The sequence below is a fragment of the Spiribacter aquaticus genome, from assembly GCF_007625215.1.
GTDB classification, from domain to species: Bacteria; Pseudomonadota; Gammaproteobacteria; order Nitrococcales; family Nitrococcaceae; genus Spiribacter; species Spiribacter roseus.
This window is the reverse complement of sequence record NZ_VMKP01000002.1, coordinates 292,002-311,585: the sequence shown is the minus strand read 5'-3', so window position 1 is coordinate 311,585 and position 19,584 is coordinate 292,002. Positions and strand designations below refer to the sequence as shown.

The 19,584-nt window shown below is 68.6% G+C and carries 19 protein-coding genes; 11 read left to right on the top strand and 8 right to left on the bottom strand.

Annotation, left to right across the window (positions count from 1 at the left end):
* The first annotated feature begins 16 nt into the window (after window positions 1-16).
* From smc to ligA, 3 genes are read left to right on the top strand one after another with little or no spacing between them, the layout of a single operon-like run.
* Window positions 17-3,502: a chromosome segregation protein SMC gene (smc, locus tag FPL11_RS04870; protein ID WP_144347664.1), complete on the top strand. Its 3,486-nt coding sequence runs from the start codon at window positions 17-19 to the stop codon at window positions 3,500-3,502.
* A gap of 54 nt (window positions 3,503-3,556) precedes the next feature.
* Window positions 3,557-4,351: a cell division protein ZipA gene (locus FPL11_RS04865; protein WP_144347663.1), complete on the top strand. Its 795-nt coding sequence runs from the start codon at window positions 3,557-3,559 to the stop codon at window positions 4,349-4,351.
* The gene (gene ligA / locus FPL11_RS04860; protein WP_144347662.1) at window positions 4,348-6,363 is read left to right on the top strand and encodes an NAD-dependent DNA ligase LigA; all 2,016 of its coding nucleotides are present in this window, start codon (window positions 4,348-4,350) and stop codon (window positions 6,361-6,363) included. Before FPL11_RS04865 ends, ligA begins: the two co-directional genes overlap by 4 nt.
* A gap of 3 nt (window positions 6,364-6,366) precedes the next feature.
* On the opposite strand, the gene FPL11_RS04855 is transcribed toward ligA, so the two are convergent.
* From FPL11_RS04855 to FPL11_RS04845, 3 genes are read right to left on the bottom strand one after another with little or no spacing between them, the layout of a single operon-like run.
* Window positions 6,367-7,227, bottom strand: coding sequence for a peptidylprolyl isomerase (locus tag FPL11_RS04855; protein WP_157809057.1), 861 nt, complete (start codon window positions 7,225-7,227; stop codon window positions 6,367-6,369).
* A gap of 8 nt (window positions 7,228-7,235) precedes the next feature.
* A complete protein-coding gene (locus FPL11_RS04850) occupies window positions 7,236-7,547 on the bottom strand; it encodes a BolA family protein (protein WP_144347660.1) in 312 nt (103 codons plus the stop codon).
* Window positions 7,544-7,843 carry a YciI family protein gene (locus tag FPL11_RS04845; RefSeq protein ID WP_144347659.1) on the bottom strand — a complete coding sequence of 100 codons (300 nt, stop codon included), beginning with the start codon at window positions 7,841-7,843 and terminating at the stop codon, window positions 7,544-7,546. The genes FPL11_RS04850 and FPL11_RS04845 overlap by 4 nt, the downstream gene beginning before the upstream one ends.
* A gap of 70 nt (window positions 7,844-7,913) precedes the next feature.
* Between FPL11_RS04845 and FPL11_RS04840 the strand changes: the two genes are divergently transcribed.
* The 6 genes from FPL11_RS04840 to FPL11_RS04815 are packed head-to-tail and all read left to right on the top strand — an operon-like array spanning window position 7,914 to window position 12,609.
* A complete protein-coding gene (locus tag FPL11_RS04840) occupies window positions 7,914-8,537 on the top strand; it encodes an L-threonylcarbamoyladenylate synthase (protein ID WP_110883064.1) in 624 nt (207 codons plus the stop codon).
* A gap of 44 nt (window positions 8,538-8,581) precedes the next feature.
* Window positions 8,582-9,805: a tryptophan--tRNA ligase gene (locus FPL11_RS04835; RefSeq protein ID WP_255425098.1), complete on the top strand. Its 1,224-nt coding sequence runs from the start codon at window positions 8,582-8,584 to the stop codon at window positions 9,803-9,805.
* A complete protein-coding gene (locus FPL11_RS04830) occupies window positions 9,802-10,602 on the top strand; it encodes a segregation and condensation protein A (protein WP_144347658.1) in 801 nt (266 codons plus the stop codon). The genes FPL11_RS04835 and FPL11_RS04830 overlap by 4 nt, the downstream gene beginning before the upstream one ends.
* On the top strand, window positions 10,599-11,129 hold the full coding sequence (gene scpB / locus FPL11_RS04825; protein ID WP_144347657.1) for an SMC-Scp complex subunit ScpB: 531 nt from the start codon (window positions 10,599-10,601) through the stop codon (window positions 11,127-11,129). Before FPL11_RS04830 ends, scpB begins: the two co-directional genes overlap by 4 nt.
* Before the next feature lie 8 nt (window positions 11,130-11,137).
* On the top strand, window positions 11,138-11,938 hold the full coding sequence (gene rluB, locus FPL11_RS04820; protein ID WP_144347656.1) for a 23S rRNA pseudouridine(2605) synthase RluB: 801 nt from the start codon (window positions 11,138-11,140) through the stop codon (window positions 11,936-11,938).
* Entirely contained in the window at window positions 11,935-12,609 is a 675-nt protein-coding gene (locus tag FPL11_RS04815) for an endonuclease III domain-containing protein (RefSeq protein ID WP_144347655.1), read from the top strand. Before rluB ends, FPL11_RS04815 begins: the two co-directional genes overlap by 4 nt.
* On the opposite strand, the gene FPL11_RS04810 is transcribed toward FPL11_RS04815, so the two are convergent.
* The 5 genes from FPL11_RS04810 to ubiG all read right to left on the bottom strand — a co-directional run bounded on the left by FPL11_RS04810 (window position 12,606) and on the right by ubiG (window position 16,209).
* The gene (locus FPL11_RS04810; protein ID WP_110883059.1) at window positions 12,606-13,079 is read right to left on the bottom strand and encodes a YbhB/YbcL family Raf kinase inhibitor-like protein; all 474 of its coding nucleotides are present in this window, start codon (window positions 13,077-13,079) and stop codon (window positions 12,606-12,608) included. The two genes, FPL11_RS04815 and FPL11_RS04810, sit on opposite strands and share 4 nt — an antisense overlap.
* Before the next feature lie 78 nt (window positions 13,080-13,157).
* The gene (locus tag FPL11_RS04805; RefSeq protein WP_144347654.1) at window positions 13,158-13,919 is read right to left on the bottom strand and encodes an SDR family NAD(P)-dependent oxidoreductase; all 762 of its coding nucleotides are present in this window, start codon (window positions 13,917-13,919) and stop codon (window positions 13,158-13,160) included.
* Window positions 13,916-14,785 carry a squalene/phytoene synthase family protein gene (locus FPL11_RS04800; RefSeq protein ID WP_144347653.1) on the bottom strand — a complete coding sequence of 290 codons (870 nt, stop codon included), beginning with the start codon at window positions 14,783-14,785 and terminating at the stop codon, window positions 13,916-13,918. The genes FPL11_RS04805 and FPL11_RS04800 overlap by 4 nt, the downstream gene beginning before the upstream one ends.
* 3 nt (window positions 14,786-14,788) lie before the next feature.
* Complete coding sequence (locus FPL11_RS04795) at window positions 14,789-15,496, bottom strand: HAD family hydrolase (protein ID WP_144347652.1); 708 nt, start codon at window positions 15,494-15,496, stop codon at window positions 14,789-14,791.
* Complete coding sequence (gene ubiG / locus FPL11_RS04790; RefSeq protein ID WP_144347651.1) at window positions 15,493-16,209, bottom strand: bifunctional 2-polyprenyl-6-hydroxyphenol methylase/3-demethylubiquinol 3-O-methyltransferase UbiG; 717 nt, start codon at window positions 16,207-16,209, stop codon at window positions 15,493-15,495. The genes FPL11_RS04795 and ubiG overlap by 4 nt, the downstream gene beginning before the upstream one ends.
* 115 nt (window positions 16,210-16,324) lie before the next feature.
* Between ubiG and FPL11_RS04785 the strand changes: the two genes are divergently transcribed.
* Entirely contained in the window at window positions 16,325-16,888 is a 564-nt protein-coding gene (locus tag FPL11_RS04785; RefSeq protein WP_144347650.1) for a peptidylprolyl isomerase, read from the top strand.
* 94 nt (window positions 16,889-16,982) lie between these two features.
* On the top strand, window positions 16,983-19,547 hold the full coding sequence (gene gyrA, locus FPL11_RS04780; protein ID WP_110883053.1) for a DNA gyrase subunit A: 2,565 nt from the start codon (window positions 16,983-16,985) through the stop codon (window positions 19,545-19,547).
* Window positions 19,548-19,584 lie beyond the last annotated feature (37 nt).

The window sequence follows — 19,584 nt, the reverse complement described above, 5'->3', positions numbered from 1 at the left end:
AGGGACGCCCGCGTGGATGCGGCTCAGTAAAATCCGCCTGAGCGGTTTCAAATCCTTCGTCGACACGACGCCGGTCCCGCTGGGCTCGGGCATCACCGCCATCGTCGGCCCCAACGGCTGTGGCAAGTCCAACATCATCGATGCCGTGCGCTGGGTCATGGGCGAGCGGTCGGCCAAGCATCTGCGTGGCGGCTCGATGGCCGATGTCATCTTCAGTGGATCCGGCAGCCGCAAACCCGTGGGGCAGGCCAGCATCGAGCTGGTGTTCGACAATGCCGACGGTTCACTGGGCGGGCAGTACGCCGGTTTCAGCGAAATCGCCATCCGCCGTCAGGTCAACCGCGACGGGCAATCGGCCTATTTTCTCAACGGCAGCCGCTGTCGGCGTCGCGATATCACCGATGTCTTCCTGGGGACCGGGCTCGGGCCCCGCAGCTACTCGATCATCGAGCAGGGCACCATCTCGCGACTGATCGAGGCGCGCCCCGAGGCACTCCGCGGCTACCTCGAAGAGGCCGCCGGGATCAGCCTGTACAAGGAACGGCGCCGCGAGACCGAGCGGCGGATCCGCGACACCCGCGAGAACCTCGAGCGGCTCGATGACATGCGCGCCGAGGTCGCCCGCCAGCTCGACCGGCTCAATGATCAGGCCCGGACGGCCGAGCGCTACCGCCAGTTGAAGGCCGATGAGCGTCAGTGTCATGCCGAGCTGACCCTGCTGCGTATCCGCCAGCTCGAGGCTGAACAGGCCGATCTGCAGACCCAGCGAGCCGATGCCGAGACCGCCCTCGAGGCACGCCTGGCGGAACAGCGGCGCTGCGAGCGCGGGATGGAATCGGTGCGCGCCGAACAGACCGCGGCGAGTGATCACCTGAATGCCGTGCAGGCCGAGTACTACGAACTCGGATCGACGCTGGCCGCCCTCGAGCAGCGTATCCGCCACGACCAGGAGACGCTCAGCCAGAGCCGCCAGGCCCTTGAGCAGACACGGGCCGCTATCGCTGAGAACGACCGTGCCCTCAGTGACGACCGCGATGAACGTCAGACGCTGACGGCGACCATCGACACCGAAACGCCGGCGCTCGCCGCCGCTGACCAGGCCCTCGCGGAGGCCGAGCAGACCGTTGCCACGGCGGGCGCCCGCCTCGATGAAGCCCGCGAGCAACGCGATGCGGTGGGGCAGGAACACGCCGAGGCCGAGCGCCGGATGCAGCTCGAGCAGACCCGGATCGATCAGCTCGAGGCCCGCGTCGCCGATCAGGACCGGCGTCTGGCGCGCATTGCCGAGGAACTCGATCTGCAGGCGGGCGAGGACGCTTCCGCCGACGCCACCGACCGTGCCGATATCGAGGCGCTGGTGGCCGATCGTGAACCGCTGGACGCCCGTATTGCGGCGGCCGATACGCAGCTGGCCGCGGCGGCCGAGGAGCGCCAGTCGCTGGATGCCCGGATCGATGAGCAGCGCTCGCGGCTGAACGCCTGCGAAGCCCGGCGCGAATCGCTGCAGACCCTCCAGGACGAGGCCCTGGGCCGGCATGACGAAATGGCCCGCTGGCTGCAGGCCCAGGGGCTTGAAGGACATCGGCGCCTGGGGGATCAGCTTGCCGTGGCGCCTGGCTGGGATATGGCGGTGGAGTGGGCCCTGGAGCGCGCGCTGGAGGCCGTGGAGGCCGGCGACGCCGACCCGGACACGCCCCAGGCCGGCGAGGTGATGCTCTTCAGTGCCGTACCCGGGGCCGACGCCCCGCCCGATTCGCTGGCCGCGAAGGTGGCGGGTCCGGCCGCGGTGACCGATCTGCTGGCCCGTATCCGGACGGCGGATAGCCGGGCCGAGGCGCGCGGCTGGCTGAGCCGCCTTGCGCCGGGCGAGTCGGTGATGACCGCGGATGGGGCCTGGTATGGCCATGGCTGGCGGCGTCTGCGCGCCACCGCGACCGATCCGGAAGCCGGCGTGGTGGCGCGGAGCCGGGCCATCGAGGCCGTCACCGCCGAGATTGCTGGGGCGCGGCATGCCCTGGATGATCTCATGAGCCGGCGGGAGGCCACCGATGCGCGCAGCGCCGACGCAAAGGCCGACCGGCAGCGGGCGGTGGAGGCTCGTCAGAGCCTGGACCAGGCACTCGCCGCGGCACGCGCCCGACAACAGGCGGCCATCGATCAGCAGCGGGCACAGGCTGAGCAGCGCCAACGGCTGATGCGCGAGCGCACGGAGCTCACCGAGTCGCGGGATGAGGCCCGCGCGGCCATCGACCGGGCCGTGGCCGAGCGCGACGCCGCCCGGATTCAGGTGCAGTCCGCCCGTGATCGACGGATCCCCCTGGATGAAGCGCTGGACACCGCCCGGGCGGGCCTGGAGCGCGCCCGGGCGGCGGCCGCGGCGGCCCGCGATCAGCGCCAGGCGGTCGCCCTGCGTCTGGAGCGGGCCGAGACCGCGCGGCAGTCACGGGATCAGGCCATCGCCCGGTTGGCCGCCCAGGCCAGCGAGTTGCAGCAACGCGCCGATGAACTGCAGGCCACCATCGACGCCCTGGGTGACCCGGACGCCACCCGGGCGAATGAGCGGCAGTCGCTACTGAGCCGTCGGGCCGAGCGTGAGAGCGCCCTCGAGGGTGCCCGTCGGCGTCTTGATGATCAGGCCGCCATGCTGCGCCAGCTCGACACCGAGCGATCGCTGGCGGAGCAGGCGGTGCGCGAGCGACGTGAGACCCGCGATGGCCTGCGCCACCGCGAGGTTGAGGTGGAGGCACGGCTTGCCGACCGGCGTGAGCAGTTTGCCGCGCTGCCGGTGGACGGCGACGCCATCGCCGGAGCGTTACCTGAGGACGCCGATGAATCGGCCTACATCGCCGAGCTCGAGCGCCTTGCCGCGGCCATTGATGCACTGGGGGCGATCAATCTCGCGGCCATTGACGAGCAGGCCACGCTGGCCGAGCGCAAGACCTATCTAGACGACCAGCAGGCCGACCTGAGCGCCGCCCTCGAGACGCTGGAGAACGCCATTCAGCGCATTGACCGCGAGACGCGAAGCCGTTTCCGGGCCACGTTTGACGAGGTCAACGCCGGGCTGCAGCGGCTTTTCCCGACGCTGTTCGGCGGCGGCGAGGCCTATCTCGAGATGACTGAAGCGGATCTGCTCGAGACCGGCGTCACCCTGATGGCCCGACCGCCCGGCAAGCGCATCAGCAACATCCATCTGCTCTCCGGGGGCGAAAAGGCGCTGGCGGCGGTGGCGCTGGTGTTCGCCATCTTCGAGCTCAACCCCGCCCCGTTCTGCATGCTCGATGAGGTCGATGCCCCATTGGATGAAGCAAATGTGGGGCGTTTCTGCGATCTGCTGCGCAGCCTGTCGGATCGCGTCCAATTCATCGTGATCACGCACAATAAGGCCACCATGGAGGCAGCCAGCCACCTGGCCGGGGTGACAATGGCGGAACCGGGGGTCTCGCGGCTGGTGGCCGTGGACGTCGAGGCGGCCGTGGAAATGACCGCCGGCGAGACTTGAGTTGAGACAGGTGGCGTTGCAACCTGACAGGGAGATGGGGGAACGGAACTGGGAATGAACGAACTGCGCTGGATTCTTCTGGGCCTTGGCGTTGTGATCATCGCCGGCGTCTATGGCTACACCCGCCTCCAGGACTGGCGCCGCGACGGCCCACCGTGGCGGCGTCGCGCGCGCCCGCAGCGCGAGCCCTTCGCCGACTATCAGGAGCCGGCGCTGGACGCCGGCGACCCGCTGGCCGGGGAACCTGTCGCCGACGATCCCATCGCTGACGATGACCTGCCAGCGGCTGACCCCGCGGAGACACCCGGCGGCGAGGGCATTGTCGGCCCCGCCCGGGTCGTCCACTCGGAGGACGAGCTGGAGGACGAGCTGGAGGATGTGCGGGGTCGAGCGGTCGGCGAGGAGTGGATTATCGCGCTGTCGGTCATGGCGCCCGAGGGGCGACCCTATGATGGCGGATCCATCGCCGAGGTGCTCGAGGCGGCGGGACTCGGTCTGACCGATCAGGGCGTTTTCGAGCGCCCGCTCAGCGTGAACGGCGAGACCATCGCGCTCTATACCGTGGCCAGCATTGTCGAGCCGGGTACCTTTGACCGGACCGACCCGGCGGCCACCACCACGCCGGGGATCGTTTTCATCATGCAGGTGCCCGCGCCGTTCGACGGGCTGGCGGTTTTCGAGCGCATGCTGGCGACGGCCCGGCGCGTGGCCCAGAGCCTGGGGGGCCAGTTGCTGGATGGCCGGCGCTGCGATCTGACACCCCAGGCCATCGAACACTGGCGTGAGGCGCTGCTCGAGTACCGACGCCGGGCACGGGTCGCCGATCGGCGGCCGGGCGGCCGCCCATGAGCGCAGCGGACGCCCCGGCGGAGCGTGCCGCCCGCCTTCGCGACCAGCTCGAGACCCACAATTACCGCTACTACGTCCTCGACGATCCGACCATCGCCGATGCCGAATACGATCGGCTGATGGACGAGCTCATGACCCTCGAGCGCGATCATCCCGAGCTGCAGCGGGATGATTCGCCGACCCGGCGGGTGGGCTCGGCGCCGCTGTCGAGCTTTGTCGAGCGGGCCCACGGCGAGCCCATGCTGTCGCTGGCGAATGCCTTCAGCGAAGCGGATGTGGCCGACTTCGACCGGCGTCTGCGCGAGGCGCTGGGCGTCAGCGACATCGACTACATGGCCGAGCCCAAGCTCGACGGTCTGTCCGTCAACCTGCGTTATGAATCGGGACAGCTCGTGACGGCGGCGACGCGCGGTGATGGCCGCGTGGGCGAGGACATCACCGCCAATGCCCGTACCATCCGCAGCATCCCGCTGCGCCTGCAGGGTGATCAGGTGCCGGCGGTGATCGAGGTCCGCGGCGAGGTGGTGATCCAGCGCGCCGACTTTGAGGCCCTCAATGAACGCCGTCTGGCGCGCGGTGAACGCCCCTTCGCCAATCCGCGCAATGCCGCGGCGGGTAGCCTGCGCCAGCTCGATTCGCGGATCACCGCGCATCGCCCGCTGACGCTGTTTGTCTTTGGCACGGGCGAGGCCAGCGAGGCGTTGCCCGCCACCCACGAGGCGGTCCTCGAAACCCTCCGGCAATGGGGGTTCCGGGTCAATGACCAGGTCCAGCGCGTGACCGGTGTCAGCGGCTGCCTCGCCTACCAACAGCATCTTGTCGAGGTCCGTGACCGCCTCGACTATGAAATCGATGGTGTGGTCTACAAGGTCAATGATCGTCAGGTCTGGCAGCGGCTGGGGGCCACGGCGCGGGCACCGCGCTGGGCGCTCGCCCACAAGCTGCCGGCCCGCGAGGCGTCCACCCGGGTCAGGGCCATTCTGCCCTCGGTGGGCCGGACCGGCGTCATCACTCCGGTGGCCGACCTGGAGGCGGTGGAAGTCGGCGGTGTGACCGTGACCCGCGCGACGCTGCACAACCTCGACGAGGTCCATCGCAAGGATGTCCGCGAGGGCGATGCGGTGATGGTCCGCCGGGCCGGCGATGTCATCCCCGAGGTGGTCAGTGTCATCGAATCACGCCGGCCCGCCGACGCCCGGGCATGGCAGATGCCGGCGGCCTGTCCGGTCTGCGGATCCGACGTCGTGCGGATCGATGACCAGGCGGCGCATCGCTGCATGGGCGGGCTCTACTGCCCGGCGCAGCGCATGGGGGCGCTGATGCACTTTGTCTCACGGCGGGCGATGGACATCGATGGGCTGGGTGAAAAGCTCATCGAGCAGCTGGTCTCCCACGAGCGGGTGCGCACCGCCGCCGATCTGTATGCCCTGACCCGCAGCGATCTACTCGGCCTCGAGCGCATGGGCGAGCGCTCCACCACCAATCTGCTGAGCGCGATTGAGGCCTCGCGGGAGACCACGCTGGCGCGGTTCCTCTACGCCCTGGGCATTGATCAGGTGGGTGAGGTGACCGCCCGTGCCCTGGCAACGCACTTCGGCAGCCTGGAGGCGCTCATGGCCGCTGACGAGGAGGATCTCACGGCGGTGCCCGATGTCGGGCCGGTGGTGGCGGAATCGGTGCGCCAGTTCTTTGCCCAGCCGCATAATCGCGAGGTGATCGAGGCCCTGCGCGAGGCGGGCGTGCACTGGCCCGACCCCGGATCAGCGGCCGAAGCGGCACCCGCCCAGCCGCTGGCCGGGCAGACCTTTGTGCTGACCGGCACCCTCGAGGGCCAGACCCGCGATCAGGCCCGTGCCCGCATCGAGGCCCTTGGGGGCAAGGTCACGAGCAGCGTGTCCAGTCGCACCGATTATGTCGTCGCGGGCGCCGAGCCGGGCTCGAAACGCGACCGCGCCGACAGTTTGGGGGTGACGGTCCTCGATGAGGCGGGCTTCAACGCCCTGATCAACTAGACGTCAGCCGTTGTCGGGCTGGGCCCAGGCCGCCTCGTAGTCGATGTCGGCCTCCTCGCGCAGGCTCCCGAGCTCGGCCTGGATGCGCTCGTTGACGATGCTCATGCGCAGCTGACCCGCCACGTCGGAAAACGCGGGCGCGTCGGTCTCACGGGTGTCATCAAGCCGGATGACATGAAAGCCGAAGCGCGTTTCCACGGGCTCGTCGGTCACCTCACCGGGCTCGAGTTCGGCGACCGCCGCCGAAAACGGCTCGACCATGTCACCCGGGGCAAACCAGCCCAGATCGCCGCCATCCCGCGAGGTGCCATCCTCGGAGTACTGCCCCGCGAGCTCGACGAACGCCTCGCCGCTGTCGAGCCGGTCGATCAGGGCGGCCGCCTGCTCGCCATCCGAGACAAGGATATGCCGGGCCTTGTACTCGCGCGGGGCTTCCCCGCCATAGATCTCATCGTAGCGGTCGCGCAGCACCGACTCGGCAACCGGCTCGGTCTCGGTAAGCTGGCGCACAAAGCCCTGGGCCAGGGTGCGGCGGCGATCGTTGTTGAGCTGCGCGGCGACGTCCGGGTTTTCATCGATGCCCGCGGCGTCACCGGCCTGGGCGAGCAGCATCAGGTTGATGATCTCCTCGAGGAACTGACGGCGCTGCGGCGGCGGGATCTCGGACTGGCCCTGGGTCTGCTGTGAGACCAGCTGATCGAGCTCGCGGGCGGTGATGGTCTCGCCATTGATCTCGGCAAGCACCTCGACCTCGGCGCTGTCCGCGCCATCGGCCGATTCCTGAGCCTGGGCCATGCCCATTCCGGCGCCAAGGGCGAGGGCGGGCAGGGTCAGGCGAAGGGCGGTAAGGGGACTGAATGACATTGTAGTACTCATTGGCTTTCGGGGGATTGGGAGCGGGCCTCGGCGGGCGTCAGCGCCTCGATGCTGAGGGCGTGGATGCAGTCATTGCGCATCGCATCCCCCATCGCGTCGTAGACCAGACGATGCCGCTGGAGGCGACGCCGGCCGGCGAAGTCGTCGCTGACGATCCGCAGGCTGTAGTGGCCGCCACCGGCCTGGGCGCCGGCGTGGCCGGCATGCCGATGGCTGTCATCCTGGACCTCGAGCGAGTCGATGGACAGGCTGTGTTCCAGTCGCGACCGGATCATGGCCGGCCGCTCGCTGCGCGGGACATCACTCATGGCAGCACCTTCTTGAACGGCTTGACGGTGACGGCGCTGTAGACCCCTGCGGCGACATAGGGGTCGGCGTCGGCCCAGGCCCGGGCGCTCGCCAGCGAGTCGAACTCGGCGATCACGACGCTCCCGCTGAAGCCCGCCTCGCCCGGGTCGTCGGCATCGATGGCCGGGTTGGGGCCGGCCACGAGCAGACGGCCGTCATCGCGAAGCTGCCGGAGCCGCTCGAGATGCGCGTCGCGGGCACCGGCCCGACGCTCGCGGCTGTCGCTCACGTCTTCACTGATAATCGCGTAGTACATAGGCTTCCGTTCGTTAGACTGTCGGGACGCTATCATAACTGGGTGCGGTGGACACCCGAGGAGTTGCCCCATGAGTCAGTATTTCGAGATTCATCCGCGAACCCCGCAGCCCCGGCTTATCCGGCGCGCCGTCGAGATACTCCGCGATGGCGGGGTGATCGTCTATCCCACCGGCACCACCTATGCGCTCGGTTGTGCGATGGGCGAGAAGGCCGCCGTCGACCGCATCCGCCAGCTGCGTGGGCTTGAGGAGCGGCATCACTTTACCCTGGCCTGTCGTGATCTCTCGGATATCGGCAGCTATACCCGCCTGGACAACACGGCGTTCCGCCTGCTCAAGGCCCATGTCCCGGGCCCCTACACCTTTGTGCTGCGGGCCACTGCCGAGGTCCCCCGTCGGGTGCAGCACACCCGCCGTAAAACCATCGGTATCCGCGTGCCGGATCACCCGGTGGCCCAGGCGCTGCTCGAGGCGCTGGGCGAACCGCTGACCACCAGCACGCTGCTGCTGCCCGGCGAGACCGATCCCATGACCGATCCGGTGGACATGCGTGAGCGCCTCGGCCGCCAGGTGGATGCCATCATCGATGCCGGTCCCGGCGGGCTCGAACCGAGCACGGTGGTGGATCTCAGTGGCGAGCGGCCCGAAGTGATCCGGCGTGGCGCCGGTGATGCACACGTTTTCGAGGGCTGATCGGCTATGATGGGGGCCAGTCAACGGTCTATGCGGAGGTCACCTTGAGCCAATCGCCAGCGAGTCGCGATCGCATCCTCTCGGGCATGCGCCCCACCGGGCGCCTGCATCTGGGGCACTACCACGGGGTCCTGCGCAACTGGACCTCGCTGCAGGCCTCCCACGAGTGCTTTTTCTTTGTCGCCGACTGGCATGCGCTGACCACGGCCTACGAAAACCGCGAAGTGATCTCGCAGAGTGTCTGGGACATGGTGGTGGACTGGCTCGCCGCCGGCGTCAATCCCAATCTCTCGACGCTGTTCATCCAGTCACGGGTCATGGAGCATGCCGAGCTGCATCTGCTGCTCTCGATGATCGCCCCCCTGGGCTGGCTGGAGCGGGTGCCGACCTACAAGGATCAGATCGCCGAGCTGCGGGACCGGGACCTGGCGACCTACGGGTTCCTCGGCTACCCGGTGCTGCAGAGTGCCGACATCCTGATCTATGGGGCGAGTGGCGTGCCGGTGGGCGAGGATCAGGTCTCGCACGTCGAGCTGACCCGTGAGCTGGCGCGACGGTTCAACCATCTGTTTGGTCGCGAGCCCGGGTTTGCCGAAAAAGCCGAGGCGGCCATCGCCAAGATGGGCAAGAAACACGCCCGGCTCTATCGATCGCTGCGGCGGCGCTATCAGGAGGCCGGCGATGGCGAGGCGCTCAGCGAAGGTCAGGCGCTGCTCGAGAATCAGCAGAACCTGACCATCGCCGACCGCGCCCGTCTGGCCGGTTACCTCGACGGTGGCGGGCGCAGCGTACTCACCGAGCCCGAGGCGCTGCTCACCCGGGCGCCGCGCATGCCGGGCCTGGATGGCCGGAAGATGTCCAAGTCCTACGGCAACACCCTGTCCCTGCGCGAATCGGACGCCGACATTGATCGCAAGATCCGCACCATGCCCACCGACCCGGCGCGGGTGCGGCGGAACGATCCCGGCGAGCCCGAAAAATGTCCGGTGTTTGATCTGCACAAGGTCTACGCCGATGACGCCACGCGGCGCTGGGTCGAGGAGGGCTGCCGGTCGGCGGGCATTGGCTGTCTCGACTGCAAGAAACCCCTCATCGACGCGGTCCAGGCCGAGGTGGCGCCGATCCGCGAGCGGGCCGCCGAGCTTGAGGCCGATCCCGATCATGTCCAGCAGATCATCAACGATGGCTGTGACCGGGCCCGCCACGTGGCCCGCGACACGATGAAGGAAGTCCGCTCGGCCATTGGACTGGACTACCGCCAGCGATGAGCATTGCGACGGTGCGGGGCGAGCCCTACGAGGCGCTGCCCCACGACCTCTACATCCCGCCGGATGCCCTCGAGGTGTTCCTCGAGACCTTCGAGGGGCCGCTCGATCTGTTGCTGTACCTCATCCGGCGGCAGAATCTGGACATTCTCGATATCCCCATCGCCCGCATCACCGATCAGTACATGCACTACGTTGAGCTGATGAGCGACCGGCGCCTGGCGCTGGCGGCGGAATACCTGGTGATGGCCGCCATGCTCGCCGAGATCAAGGCGCGCATGCTCATGCCGCGGGCACCCCGTGAGGATGATGACGGGGACGACCCCGACCCGCGTGCTGAACTGGTGCGGCGGCTGCGCGAGTACGAGCAGTTCCGGGCGGCCGGCGAGCGGATCGATCAACTGCCGCGGGTGGCGCGGGATGTGTTCCCGGCCCAGGCCGGTCACCCCCCGGCAGCGGCGACCCGCCCCGCGCCGCCGCTGGCGCTTGATGAACTGTTTGACGCCTTTGCCGCGGTCATGGCGCGGGCCGATCTGAATACCCATCACGCGGTCCGCCGCGAAGCCCTGTCGGTGCGCGAGCGCATGACCGGGACGCTGGCCCGGCTCCAGAGCGAGCGGTTCGTGCCACTGACTGAACTGCTCGATGCGCGCGAGGGGCGCGCCGGTGTGGTGGTGACCTTTCTGGCCGTTCTCGAGCTGCTCAAGGATGCGCTGCTCGAGATCGTCCAGTCCGAGGCGTTCGCCCCGCTGTACCTGCGCGCCCGGGGCACGCAGGCGTCTGGCGCTGAGACGGCATGAGCGCGGCGGCCGAACCCGCGCCGGAGGTGATCCTCGAGGCCGCTCTGCTCGCCGCCGGGACGCCGCTGGATCTCGCGCAGCTGCAGGCCGTGTTCGGCGATGATCCGCCGGATCGTGCCAGCCTCGAGGCGGCCCTGGCACGGCTTGAGGCGCAGCTCGCCGACCGCGGTGTGGAGCTCTGCCGGGTCGCCGGCGGCTGGCGGCTGCAGGTGCCCGAGCGCTGCGCGCCATGGGTGGCCCGATTGTGGGAGGAAAAACCCGCCCGCTATTCCCGGGCAGTGCTCGAGACGTTGGCCATCATTGCCTATCGACAGCCTGTGACGCGGGCCGAGATCGAGGCGATCCGTGGAGTCCCGCCGAGTACCGCGATCATGCAGACACTCCAGGAGCGCGGCTGGATCCGGGTGGCCGGCCATCGGGACAGCCCCGGCCGGCCGGCGGTATTCGCCACCACCCGCGATTTTCTCGACCATTTCAATCTTGCCAGCCTCGATGAATTGCCCACATTGACCGAACACCCGGAATAGGGGAGCGAATGACCTCGGAGAAACTGCAGAAAGTCCTGGCCCGCGCGGGCATCGGCTCGCGCCGCGAGATGGAGCGTGTCATCGACGAGGGTCGCGTCGAAGTCAACGGCCGCCGGGCAAGCCTTGGCGACCGTGTCGACGAGCGGGCCCGGATCCGCGTCGATGGCCGGGTGGTGGGCGCTGCCGCGCGCAGTGCCGGCGAGCGCCAGGTCATCGCCTATCACAAACCCACCGGCGAGGTGGTCACGCGTCATGATCCCGAGGGCCGGCCCACCGTCTTTCGGCGCCTGCCGCGGCTGCGCAGCGGGCGCTGGTTGTCGGTCGGCCGCCTCGATATCAATACCTCGGGGTTGCTGCTGTTCACCAACGACGGCGAGCTGGCCAACCGGCTGGCCCATCCCTCGTATGAAATGGTGCGCGACTACGCGGTGCGCATCTTCGGGTCGGTGGACGACTCGATCTGCCGGCGGTTGCTGGCCGGCGTCGAGCTGGATGACGGTCGGGCGGCCTTCGAGTCGCTGCAGCCGCTGGATCACGGCGAGCAGGCGAATTCCTGGTACCGCGTGCGGCTTCGTGAGGGCAAGAATCGGCTGGTGCGGCGGCTATGGGAATCCCAGGGTGTGCAGATCAGCCGGCTGATCCGCGTCCAGTACGGCCCCTATGAAATGCCGCCGCGGCTGCGCGAGGGCCAGATTCAGGCCTTCACCGCCGGCGAGGTCCGCGATCTGGCCCATCGCGTCGGCCTGGCCGAGGCCGAGGCCGGTGACGGCGACCGTCGCCCCCGCGCCCACCGTCGTAACCGCTCATGAGCGGGCAGTCACGCGGCCTGCTGGCCCTGCTGGATCGGCTTACCCGGGCGTTCGGCCCCCAGCAGTGGTGGCCGGCCGAGAGCGCCTTCGAGGTGCTGGTCGGCGCCGTGCTCACCCAGAACACCGCCTGGCGTAACGTCGAGACCGCCATCGCCCGACTCCGGGCCCGGGACTGGCTGTCGCCATCGGCCATCGTCAACGCACCCGTCGATGAGCTGCGGGAGTGCCTGCGCCCGAGTGGCTATTACAACGTCAAGACCCAGCGCCTGCGCGCCGCCTGCGAGACCTGGCTGGCACTGGGCGGTGAGGCGGGGATCGACGCGATGCCCACTACGACGGCTCGGGCCGAGCTGCTGGCGGTCAGGGGACTGGGGCCGGAGAGCGTCGATGACGTCCTGCTCTACGGTTTCCACCGGCCGGTGTTCGTGGTGGATGCCTACACCCGGCGGATCTTCTCACGGGTTGGCGTGGTGCCGGCGAGCATCGGCTATGACGATCTTCAGGCGGCCTTCGAGGCCGAACTGCCGCGCGATGCGGCGCGCTTTAACGAGGCCCACGCACTGATCGTGAGCGTGGGCAAGGACTACTGCCGGCCGCGGCTGCCGCGCTGCAGCGCCTGTCCGCTGCAGCCGGCCTGCGATCACGGCCGTAGCCAGCTGGACGGGGCCTAGCGCTCGTAAGTGCCGATCAGGCGGCTCATGCCGATCACATGCGGCTCGACCTGTTCGAGGAACTGGCGCATGGTCAGCCCGGGCTCGAGCTGCAGGGCCTGATCAAGCGCCAGCACCCAGAAGTAGTAGTGATGCACGCCGTGCCCTTCCGGGGGCATGGGCCCGCCATAGGTCTGACGCCCGAAGTCGGTCACCCCGTGGGTGTAGGCCTCGCTGCCTTCCTCGAGCGAGGTCACATCGTGGGGGATGTTGTAGTAGACCCAGTGGACGAAGCCGTAGCTGCCGGGATTGACCAGCGGCGCATCGGGATCGTGGCAGATGACCGCAAAACCCTGCGTGCCTTCGGGCGCGCCGGTCCAGTGAAGCGCCGGTGCAATGTCTTCACCCTCGCCGGTATAGCGCACCGGAATGGGCTGATGGGGGCCGAACGCGTTGCTGCGCGCCTGCATGGCCGATAGGGCAAATCCCATGGGGTTATTCTCCAGTCCCGTTCAAATGTTGCGCATGCTTGCACTTCCACCGGCCTTGTCACAAGCCTGCAATCTCTGTCAGCGCGAGACCCGGTACATGGCGCCATTGGCCGGCGTCGCCGCCGGATCGACAAGCGTCGCCACAGCGCGGGCAGCGATCTCGGCCGTGGGTACTTCATCGACCGTCTCACCGGTAAAAAGTTGTCGCCGCAGCGTGGACTGGATGGCCCCGGGGTCGACGCTGCAGCTGATCACCGGATGCGCCGCCGAATACTCGGCCGCCAGCGTGGCCGCCAGCCCCTCCACCGCCCATTTACTCACCCCATACGCCCCCATCGCCGCCTGACCGCTGCGCCCGGCCGCATCGGAGATGAAGATCACCCGGCCCTGACTGTCGCGCAACAGACCGAGGAGCGCCTGGGTCAGCAGGAAAGCGGCGTTGATGTTGACATGCAGGCATTTGAGCCACGCCTGCGGATCGTAGAGGCTCAGTGGCGCGGGCGACCCGAAATCCGCCGCCGCATGCACCACCGCATCGACTCCGCCCAGGGATTCGGCCAGCCTGTCGGCCAGCTCGGCATAGTCATCCGGTCCGGCGCCCATCAGATCCAGCGGATAAAGCGCCGGCTGACCATGGCCGGCCGCCTCGATGCGGTCGTGAAGGGCTTCCAGCCCGTTCAGTGATTTGTCGAGCAGAACCGTATCGGCGCCCTGCGCGGCCAACTGCTCGGCCAGCGCACTGCCCAGCGCCCCCGCGGCGCCGGTGATGAGGATGCGCTGCCCGGACAGGCGGGTGGGATCGAGGGTGGCATCGGCGGGGGCAGGCAGGGGCTGGTTCATGTTGAGGAGGACTCCGGAAGCGGGTGGACTTTGTGCGGACGCCGCGCGGTCCGCCAGGCGAGCCAGAGCTTGCGCAGGGGCGTCAGATGGACCTGGCGCTCGGCCACGGCATAGCCGTCGGCGGCCATGTCGTCCAGCAGGCGCCGGTGCAGCACCGCCAGCACCAGCCCGTAGGCCTGTGCCGGCCGCGCCGAATAGGGCAGTCGGGTGATGGCGCTGTCCAGAAACTGCCGCGCGCGATTGCCCTGACGGGACAGCAGGCTGCGCACGGCATCCGCCTGATCGGCCGCCAGCAGATCCTCGCTGCCGAGCCCGCTCAGGGTGAGTTCGTCTTCGGGAATGTACAGCCGGCCGGCGCGGACGTCCCGGCGCAGGTGGCGCAGCATGCGCGTGAGCTCAAGCCCCATGGCGAGGTCGTGGGCGAACGGCGCGGCCTCGAGGCCACTCGAGCCCGTCATCCGCCAGGCCAGATCCGCCACCGCGCCGCCGGCACGGTGGCAGTACAGCGTGAGCTCGCGCAGCGTCGGGTAGCGCCCGTACTCGAGGTCCATGCGGCTCGCCTCGATCACCTCGCCGAGCCTGTCCATCTCCAGCTGATGGGCCTCGAGGGCGGGGAGCAGGGCCTGACTGACGGGATGCCGGGGCGCCCCCGCGGCGAGCCGTTCGAGCTCTTCCTGCCACCAGTTGAGCTTGACCGCCCCCACCCCCGGGTCGCTGACCTCGCGGGGGATCTCGAGTACCTCGGCGCGATAGGCGGCCAGGGCGGCCAGACCGTCGCGCGCCGCCGGCGGTGCGAACAGCAGGGCGTAATAGGTGCTTGAGCCGTCCGGCGCGACCTTGCGCCGGCAGTATTCGACCGGTTCCATAATCTAGACCGCGATGGCTTGACGGTGGGGCGCTGCCGGGTCCGCCACCCAGCGCAGCAGCTCGGCGGGCTGGCCGATCAGGCCATCGGCACCCCAGTGCTCGACATGATCGTCGCCACTCAGGTAGCCGTAAAGCGCCACCACGGTCAGCGCGCCGGCCTGATGGCCGGCGCGGATGTCGCGCTCGGTGTCGCCCACCACCAGACAGGCCGAGGCGGGCAGATCAAGCTGCCGGGCCGCCTCGGTGATCTGGTAGGGATGGGGCTTGCGCCGCGCCAGGTCGTCGCCGGTGACCACGCAGGCCGGCCGGCCGGCATAGCCCAGATCCGCAAGCAGCGGAGTGGTCAGCCAGCCCGGCTTATTGGTGACGATGCCCCAGGGAATGGCCGCCGCCTCGAGGGCTTGCAGGGTTGCCTCCATGCCTGCATAGGGGCGTGTGCGGCGACTGACCGATTCGGCATAGATCGCCAGAAACCGGTCGCGGAGGGCATCGAACCCGGCATCGCCGGGATGGCGGTTGAAGCCGCGGGCAATCATCGGGATGCTGCCGTGCCCGACCGCATGCAGGAATTCCGCATCGGCCATCGGCGCCAGTCCCTGTTCGCCGCGCAGCCGGTTGAGGCTGTCGATCAGATCCGGTGCCGTGTCGAGCATTGTCCCGTCCAGGTCCAGCAGCACGCCATGGGCGCGCTCCCCGGTGGCGGCCGTCATGGCGCCTCCGGGCGGTGGCAGTGGGCGAGGTAGTTGACCGAGGTGTCGCCGCCCAGCGTGTACTCGCGGCTGATCGGGTGGTAGTGCAGCCCGGTCAGATCGCGCAGCTGCAGCCCGGCCTGGCGCGCCCAGCGGGCGAGCTCGGCCGGGCGGATGAACCCTCGGGCGTCATGGGTGCCCCGCGGCAGCAGGCCGAGGACCCGTTCCGCCGCCACCACCGCCAGCAGCCAGGCCCGGGTGTTCCGGTTGATCGTCGAGAAGAACACCGACCCGCCGGGGCGCACCAGCCGGGCGCAGGCCCGGACGATGGCGGCCGGGTCGGGGACATGCTCGAGCAGCTCGAGACAGGTCACGCGGTCGAATTCGCCGGGCTGGGCCTCGGCGAGGGACTCGGCCGCCATGCAGCGGTACTCGATGTTCGGAAACCGCCCGCGGGCGTGACGCGTAGCCACTTCGAGGCTGTCGGCGGCCAGGTCGATACCCACCACCGACTGCGCGCCGCGTGCCGCCAGCCCCTCGCTCAGCAGTCCCCCGCCGCAGCCCACATCCGCAACCCGCTGGCCGCGGATCGGCCCGCTGTGACGCTCGATATAGTCAAGCCGCAGCGGGTTGATGGCATGCAGCGGGGCGAAGGGGCCTTCCGGGTCCCACCAGGCGTCCGCGGCGTCGTCGAATTTGGCGATTTCATCCGCGTCCGCGTTCTGCTCGCGCATGGGGCCTGTCCGTTCGTGGTCCGCTTGAATAATGCTGTCATGGTAGCACGGCAGCGCCTGTCGGCGCCGGATATGGGATACTGCCGGCTTTACCCGCAATGCAGGAGTCATCGCCATGAAAGCCTTCCCCCTGAGTCTCGCCCTGGCCGCCGCGATCGGCACCGGCGCGGCGGGCGCCGCCAACCCGCAGGTGGTCTTCGAGACCACCGCCGGCGACATTCGCATCGAGCTGTTCCAGGACGACGCACCGGTGACCGTCGAGAACTTTCTCGGCTATGTCGACGATGGCTTCTATCGCGGGACCATCTTCCACCGGGTGATCCCCGACTTTGTCATTCAGGGCGGCGGCTTCACCGCCGGGCTTGAGCGCAAGCCCACCCGTGAGCCGATCGTCAACGAGGCCGACAACGGCCGCCTGAACGAGCGGGGCACCCTGTCGATGGCGCGTACCCGCGACCCCGACAGCGCGACGTCGCAGTTCTTCGTCAATCTGTCCGACAACGCCTTCCTCGATCATGGCGAGCGCGATTTCGGCTATGCCGTTTTTGCCCGGGTCATCGATGGCATGGCGGTGGTGGATCGCATCGCGGCGGGCGAGACCGGGCGCCGTAACGGCATGGCCGATGTGCCGGTGGATCCCGTGGTGGTGGAGGCGGCACGGCGGGTGGATGGCGACTGAGCGTCGCCGCGCCGCCGCCGTGCCGCGGCCGCCCGCGCGTGTTAGACTAGTGGCTTAATTACAGCGAATTCTACGACGGTCGAGACCCCCCGCCATGTCCAGCGTTGCCAAGGAAATCCTCCCGGTCAATCTCGAAGACGAGATGCGTCAGTCCTACCTGGACTACGCCATGAGCGTCATCGTGGGCCGAGCCCTGCCGGATGTGCGCGACGGGCTCAAGCCGGTGCACCGGCGCGTGCTCTATGCGATGCGCGAGCTCGGCAACGACTGGAACCGGCCGTACAAGAAATCCGCCCGGGTGGTGGGTGATGTCATCGGTAAGTACCACCCGCATGGCGACACGGCGGTCTACGACACCATCGTGCGCATGGCGCAGGACTTCTCCATGCGCTATCTGCTGGTGGACGGGCAGGGCAACTTCGGCTCCATCGACGGCGACAATGCCGCGGCGATGCGATACACCGAGGTGCGCATGGCGCGCATGGCCCATGAGCTGCTCGCCGATATCGACAAGGAAACGGTGGACTTCGGCGACAACTACGACGGCTCCGAGCAGGAGCCCGAGGTCCTGCCCACCCGCGTGCCCAACTTTCTGGTCAACGGTGGCTCGGGCATCGCCGTGGGGATGGCCACCAACGTCCCGCCGCACAATCTGAGCGAAGTGGTCGACGCCTGTCTGGCGCTGATCGATGACGACAGTCTCGACGTCGAGGCGTTGATGGCGTACATCCCCGGTCCCGATCTGCCCACCCGCGGCATCATCAACGGAGTCGAGGGCATCCGCGAGGCCTACCGCACCGGGCGCGGACGCATGGTGATGCGGGCGCGCTGCCGCTTTGAGCACGATCCCGCCAATGGCAAGGCGTCGATCATCGTCGAAGAGCTCCCTTACCAGGTCAACAAGGCCCGACTGCTCGAGAAAATCGCGGAGCTGGTCAAGGAAAAACGCATCGAGGGCATCACCGAGCTGCGTGACGAGTCCGATAAGGACGGCATCCGCATGGTCATCGAGCTGCGCCGCGGCGAGGTGCCCGAGGTGGTGCTGAACAATCTCTACCAGCACACCCAGCTGGAGACGGTTTTCGGCATCAACATGGTCGCCCTCCACGAGGGGCAGCCGCGCCAGCACAACCTGCGCGACGTGCTGGATGCGTTCATCAGCCACCGCCGCGAGGTGGTCACCCGGCGCACCGTGTTCGAGCTGCGCAAGGCCCGGGACCGGGCCCATGTCCTCGAAGGTCTGGCCGTTGCGCTGGCCAACATCGACGAGGTGATTGCGCTGATCAAGGCGTCGCCGTCATCCGCGGATGCGCGGGCCGCGCTGGTCAGCCGCGACTGGGCCCCCGGTATCGTCAGCGAGATGCTCTCGCGGGCCGGGGCCGAGGCGTCACGCCCGGAATCACTCGGGGCGGGTGTCGGCTGGCTCGACAGTGGCTATCGCCTGACCGAGGCGCAGGCCCAGGCCATCCTCGATCTGCGCCTGCACCGGCTGACCGGCCTCGAGCAGGACAAGATCGTCGACGAGTACCGGCAGATCCTCGAGACCATCGCCGATCTGCTGGACATCCTCGCCAGCAGTGACCGGCTCATGCAGGTGATCCGCGACGAGCTGACCGCCATCCGCGAGCGCTACGGCGACGAGCGCCGCAGCGAGATCCTCGAGACCCGGCTCGATCTGTCCATCGAGGACCTGATCCCGCCGCAGGACGTGGTGGTCACGCTCTCGCACAGTGGCTACGCGAAGTCGCAGCCGCTCGACGGCTATCAGGCCCAGCGCCGCGGCGGCAAGGGCAAGGCCGCCACCCAGATGCGCGGCGAGGACTTTGTCGACAAGCTCTGGGTGGCCAACACCCACGACACGCTGCTGTGCTTTTCCAGTCGCGGCAAATGCTACTGGCTCAAAGTTTATGAGTTGCCCCACGGCAGCCGCGGGGCGCGGGGCAAGCCGATCGTCAACCTCCTGCCGCTGGAGGCCGACGAGCGCATCAATGCCGTGCTGCCGGTGAGCGAATTCGACGCCGATCATTTCGTGTTCATGGCGACGCGCCAGGGCACCGTCAAGAAGACCCCGCTGGTGGACTTCTCCCGGCCCCGCGCCAACGGCATCATCGCCCTCAATCTCGGCGACGACGACAGCCTGGTGAACGTGGGCGTCACCGATGGCCAGCGCGATGTCATGCTGCTGACCAACGCCGGCAAGGCGATCCGCTTCAATGAATCCGAAGTGCGGGCCATGGGGCGCACCGCCACCGGCGTGCGCGGTGTGCGGCTGGGAACTGATCAGACCGTCATCCAGTCCCTGATACTCGATGAAGGCGATGTCCTCACGGTGACGGAGAACGGCTTCGGCAAGCTGACCCCGGTGGCGGACTACCCACTGCGTGGGCGTGGCGGGATGGGCGTGATCAGCATCCAGACCACGGCGCGCAATGGCGGCGTGGTGGGAGCGCTGCAGGTCACCCAAGACAACGAAATCATGCTCATCACCAACGGCGGGACGCTGGTGCGCACCCGGGCCGCCGAAATCTCGGTGCTGAGCCGTAACACTCAGGGGGTCAAGCTGATCGCCCTGTCCGAGGAGGAGGCGCTGGTCGGCCTGGCCCGGGTCGAGGCGCTGGGTGAAGAGGCCGGCGCCGACGACGGGGCCGGCGACGACTGAGCCCCTCCGATACGCAGTCAATCAATCAGCGGGAGCG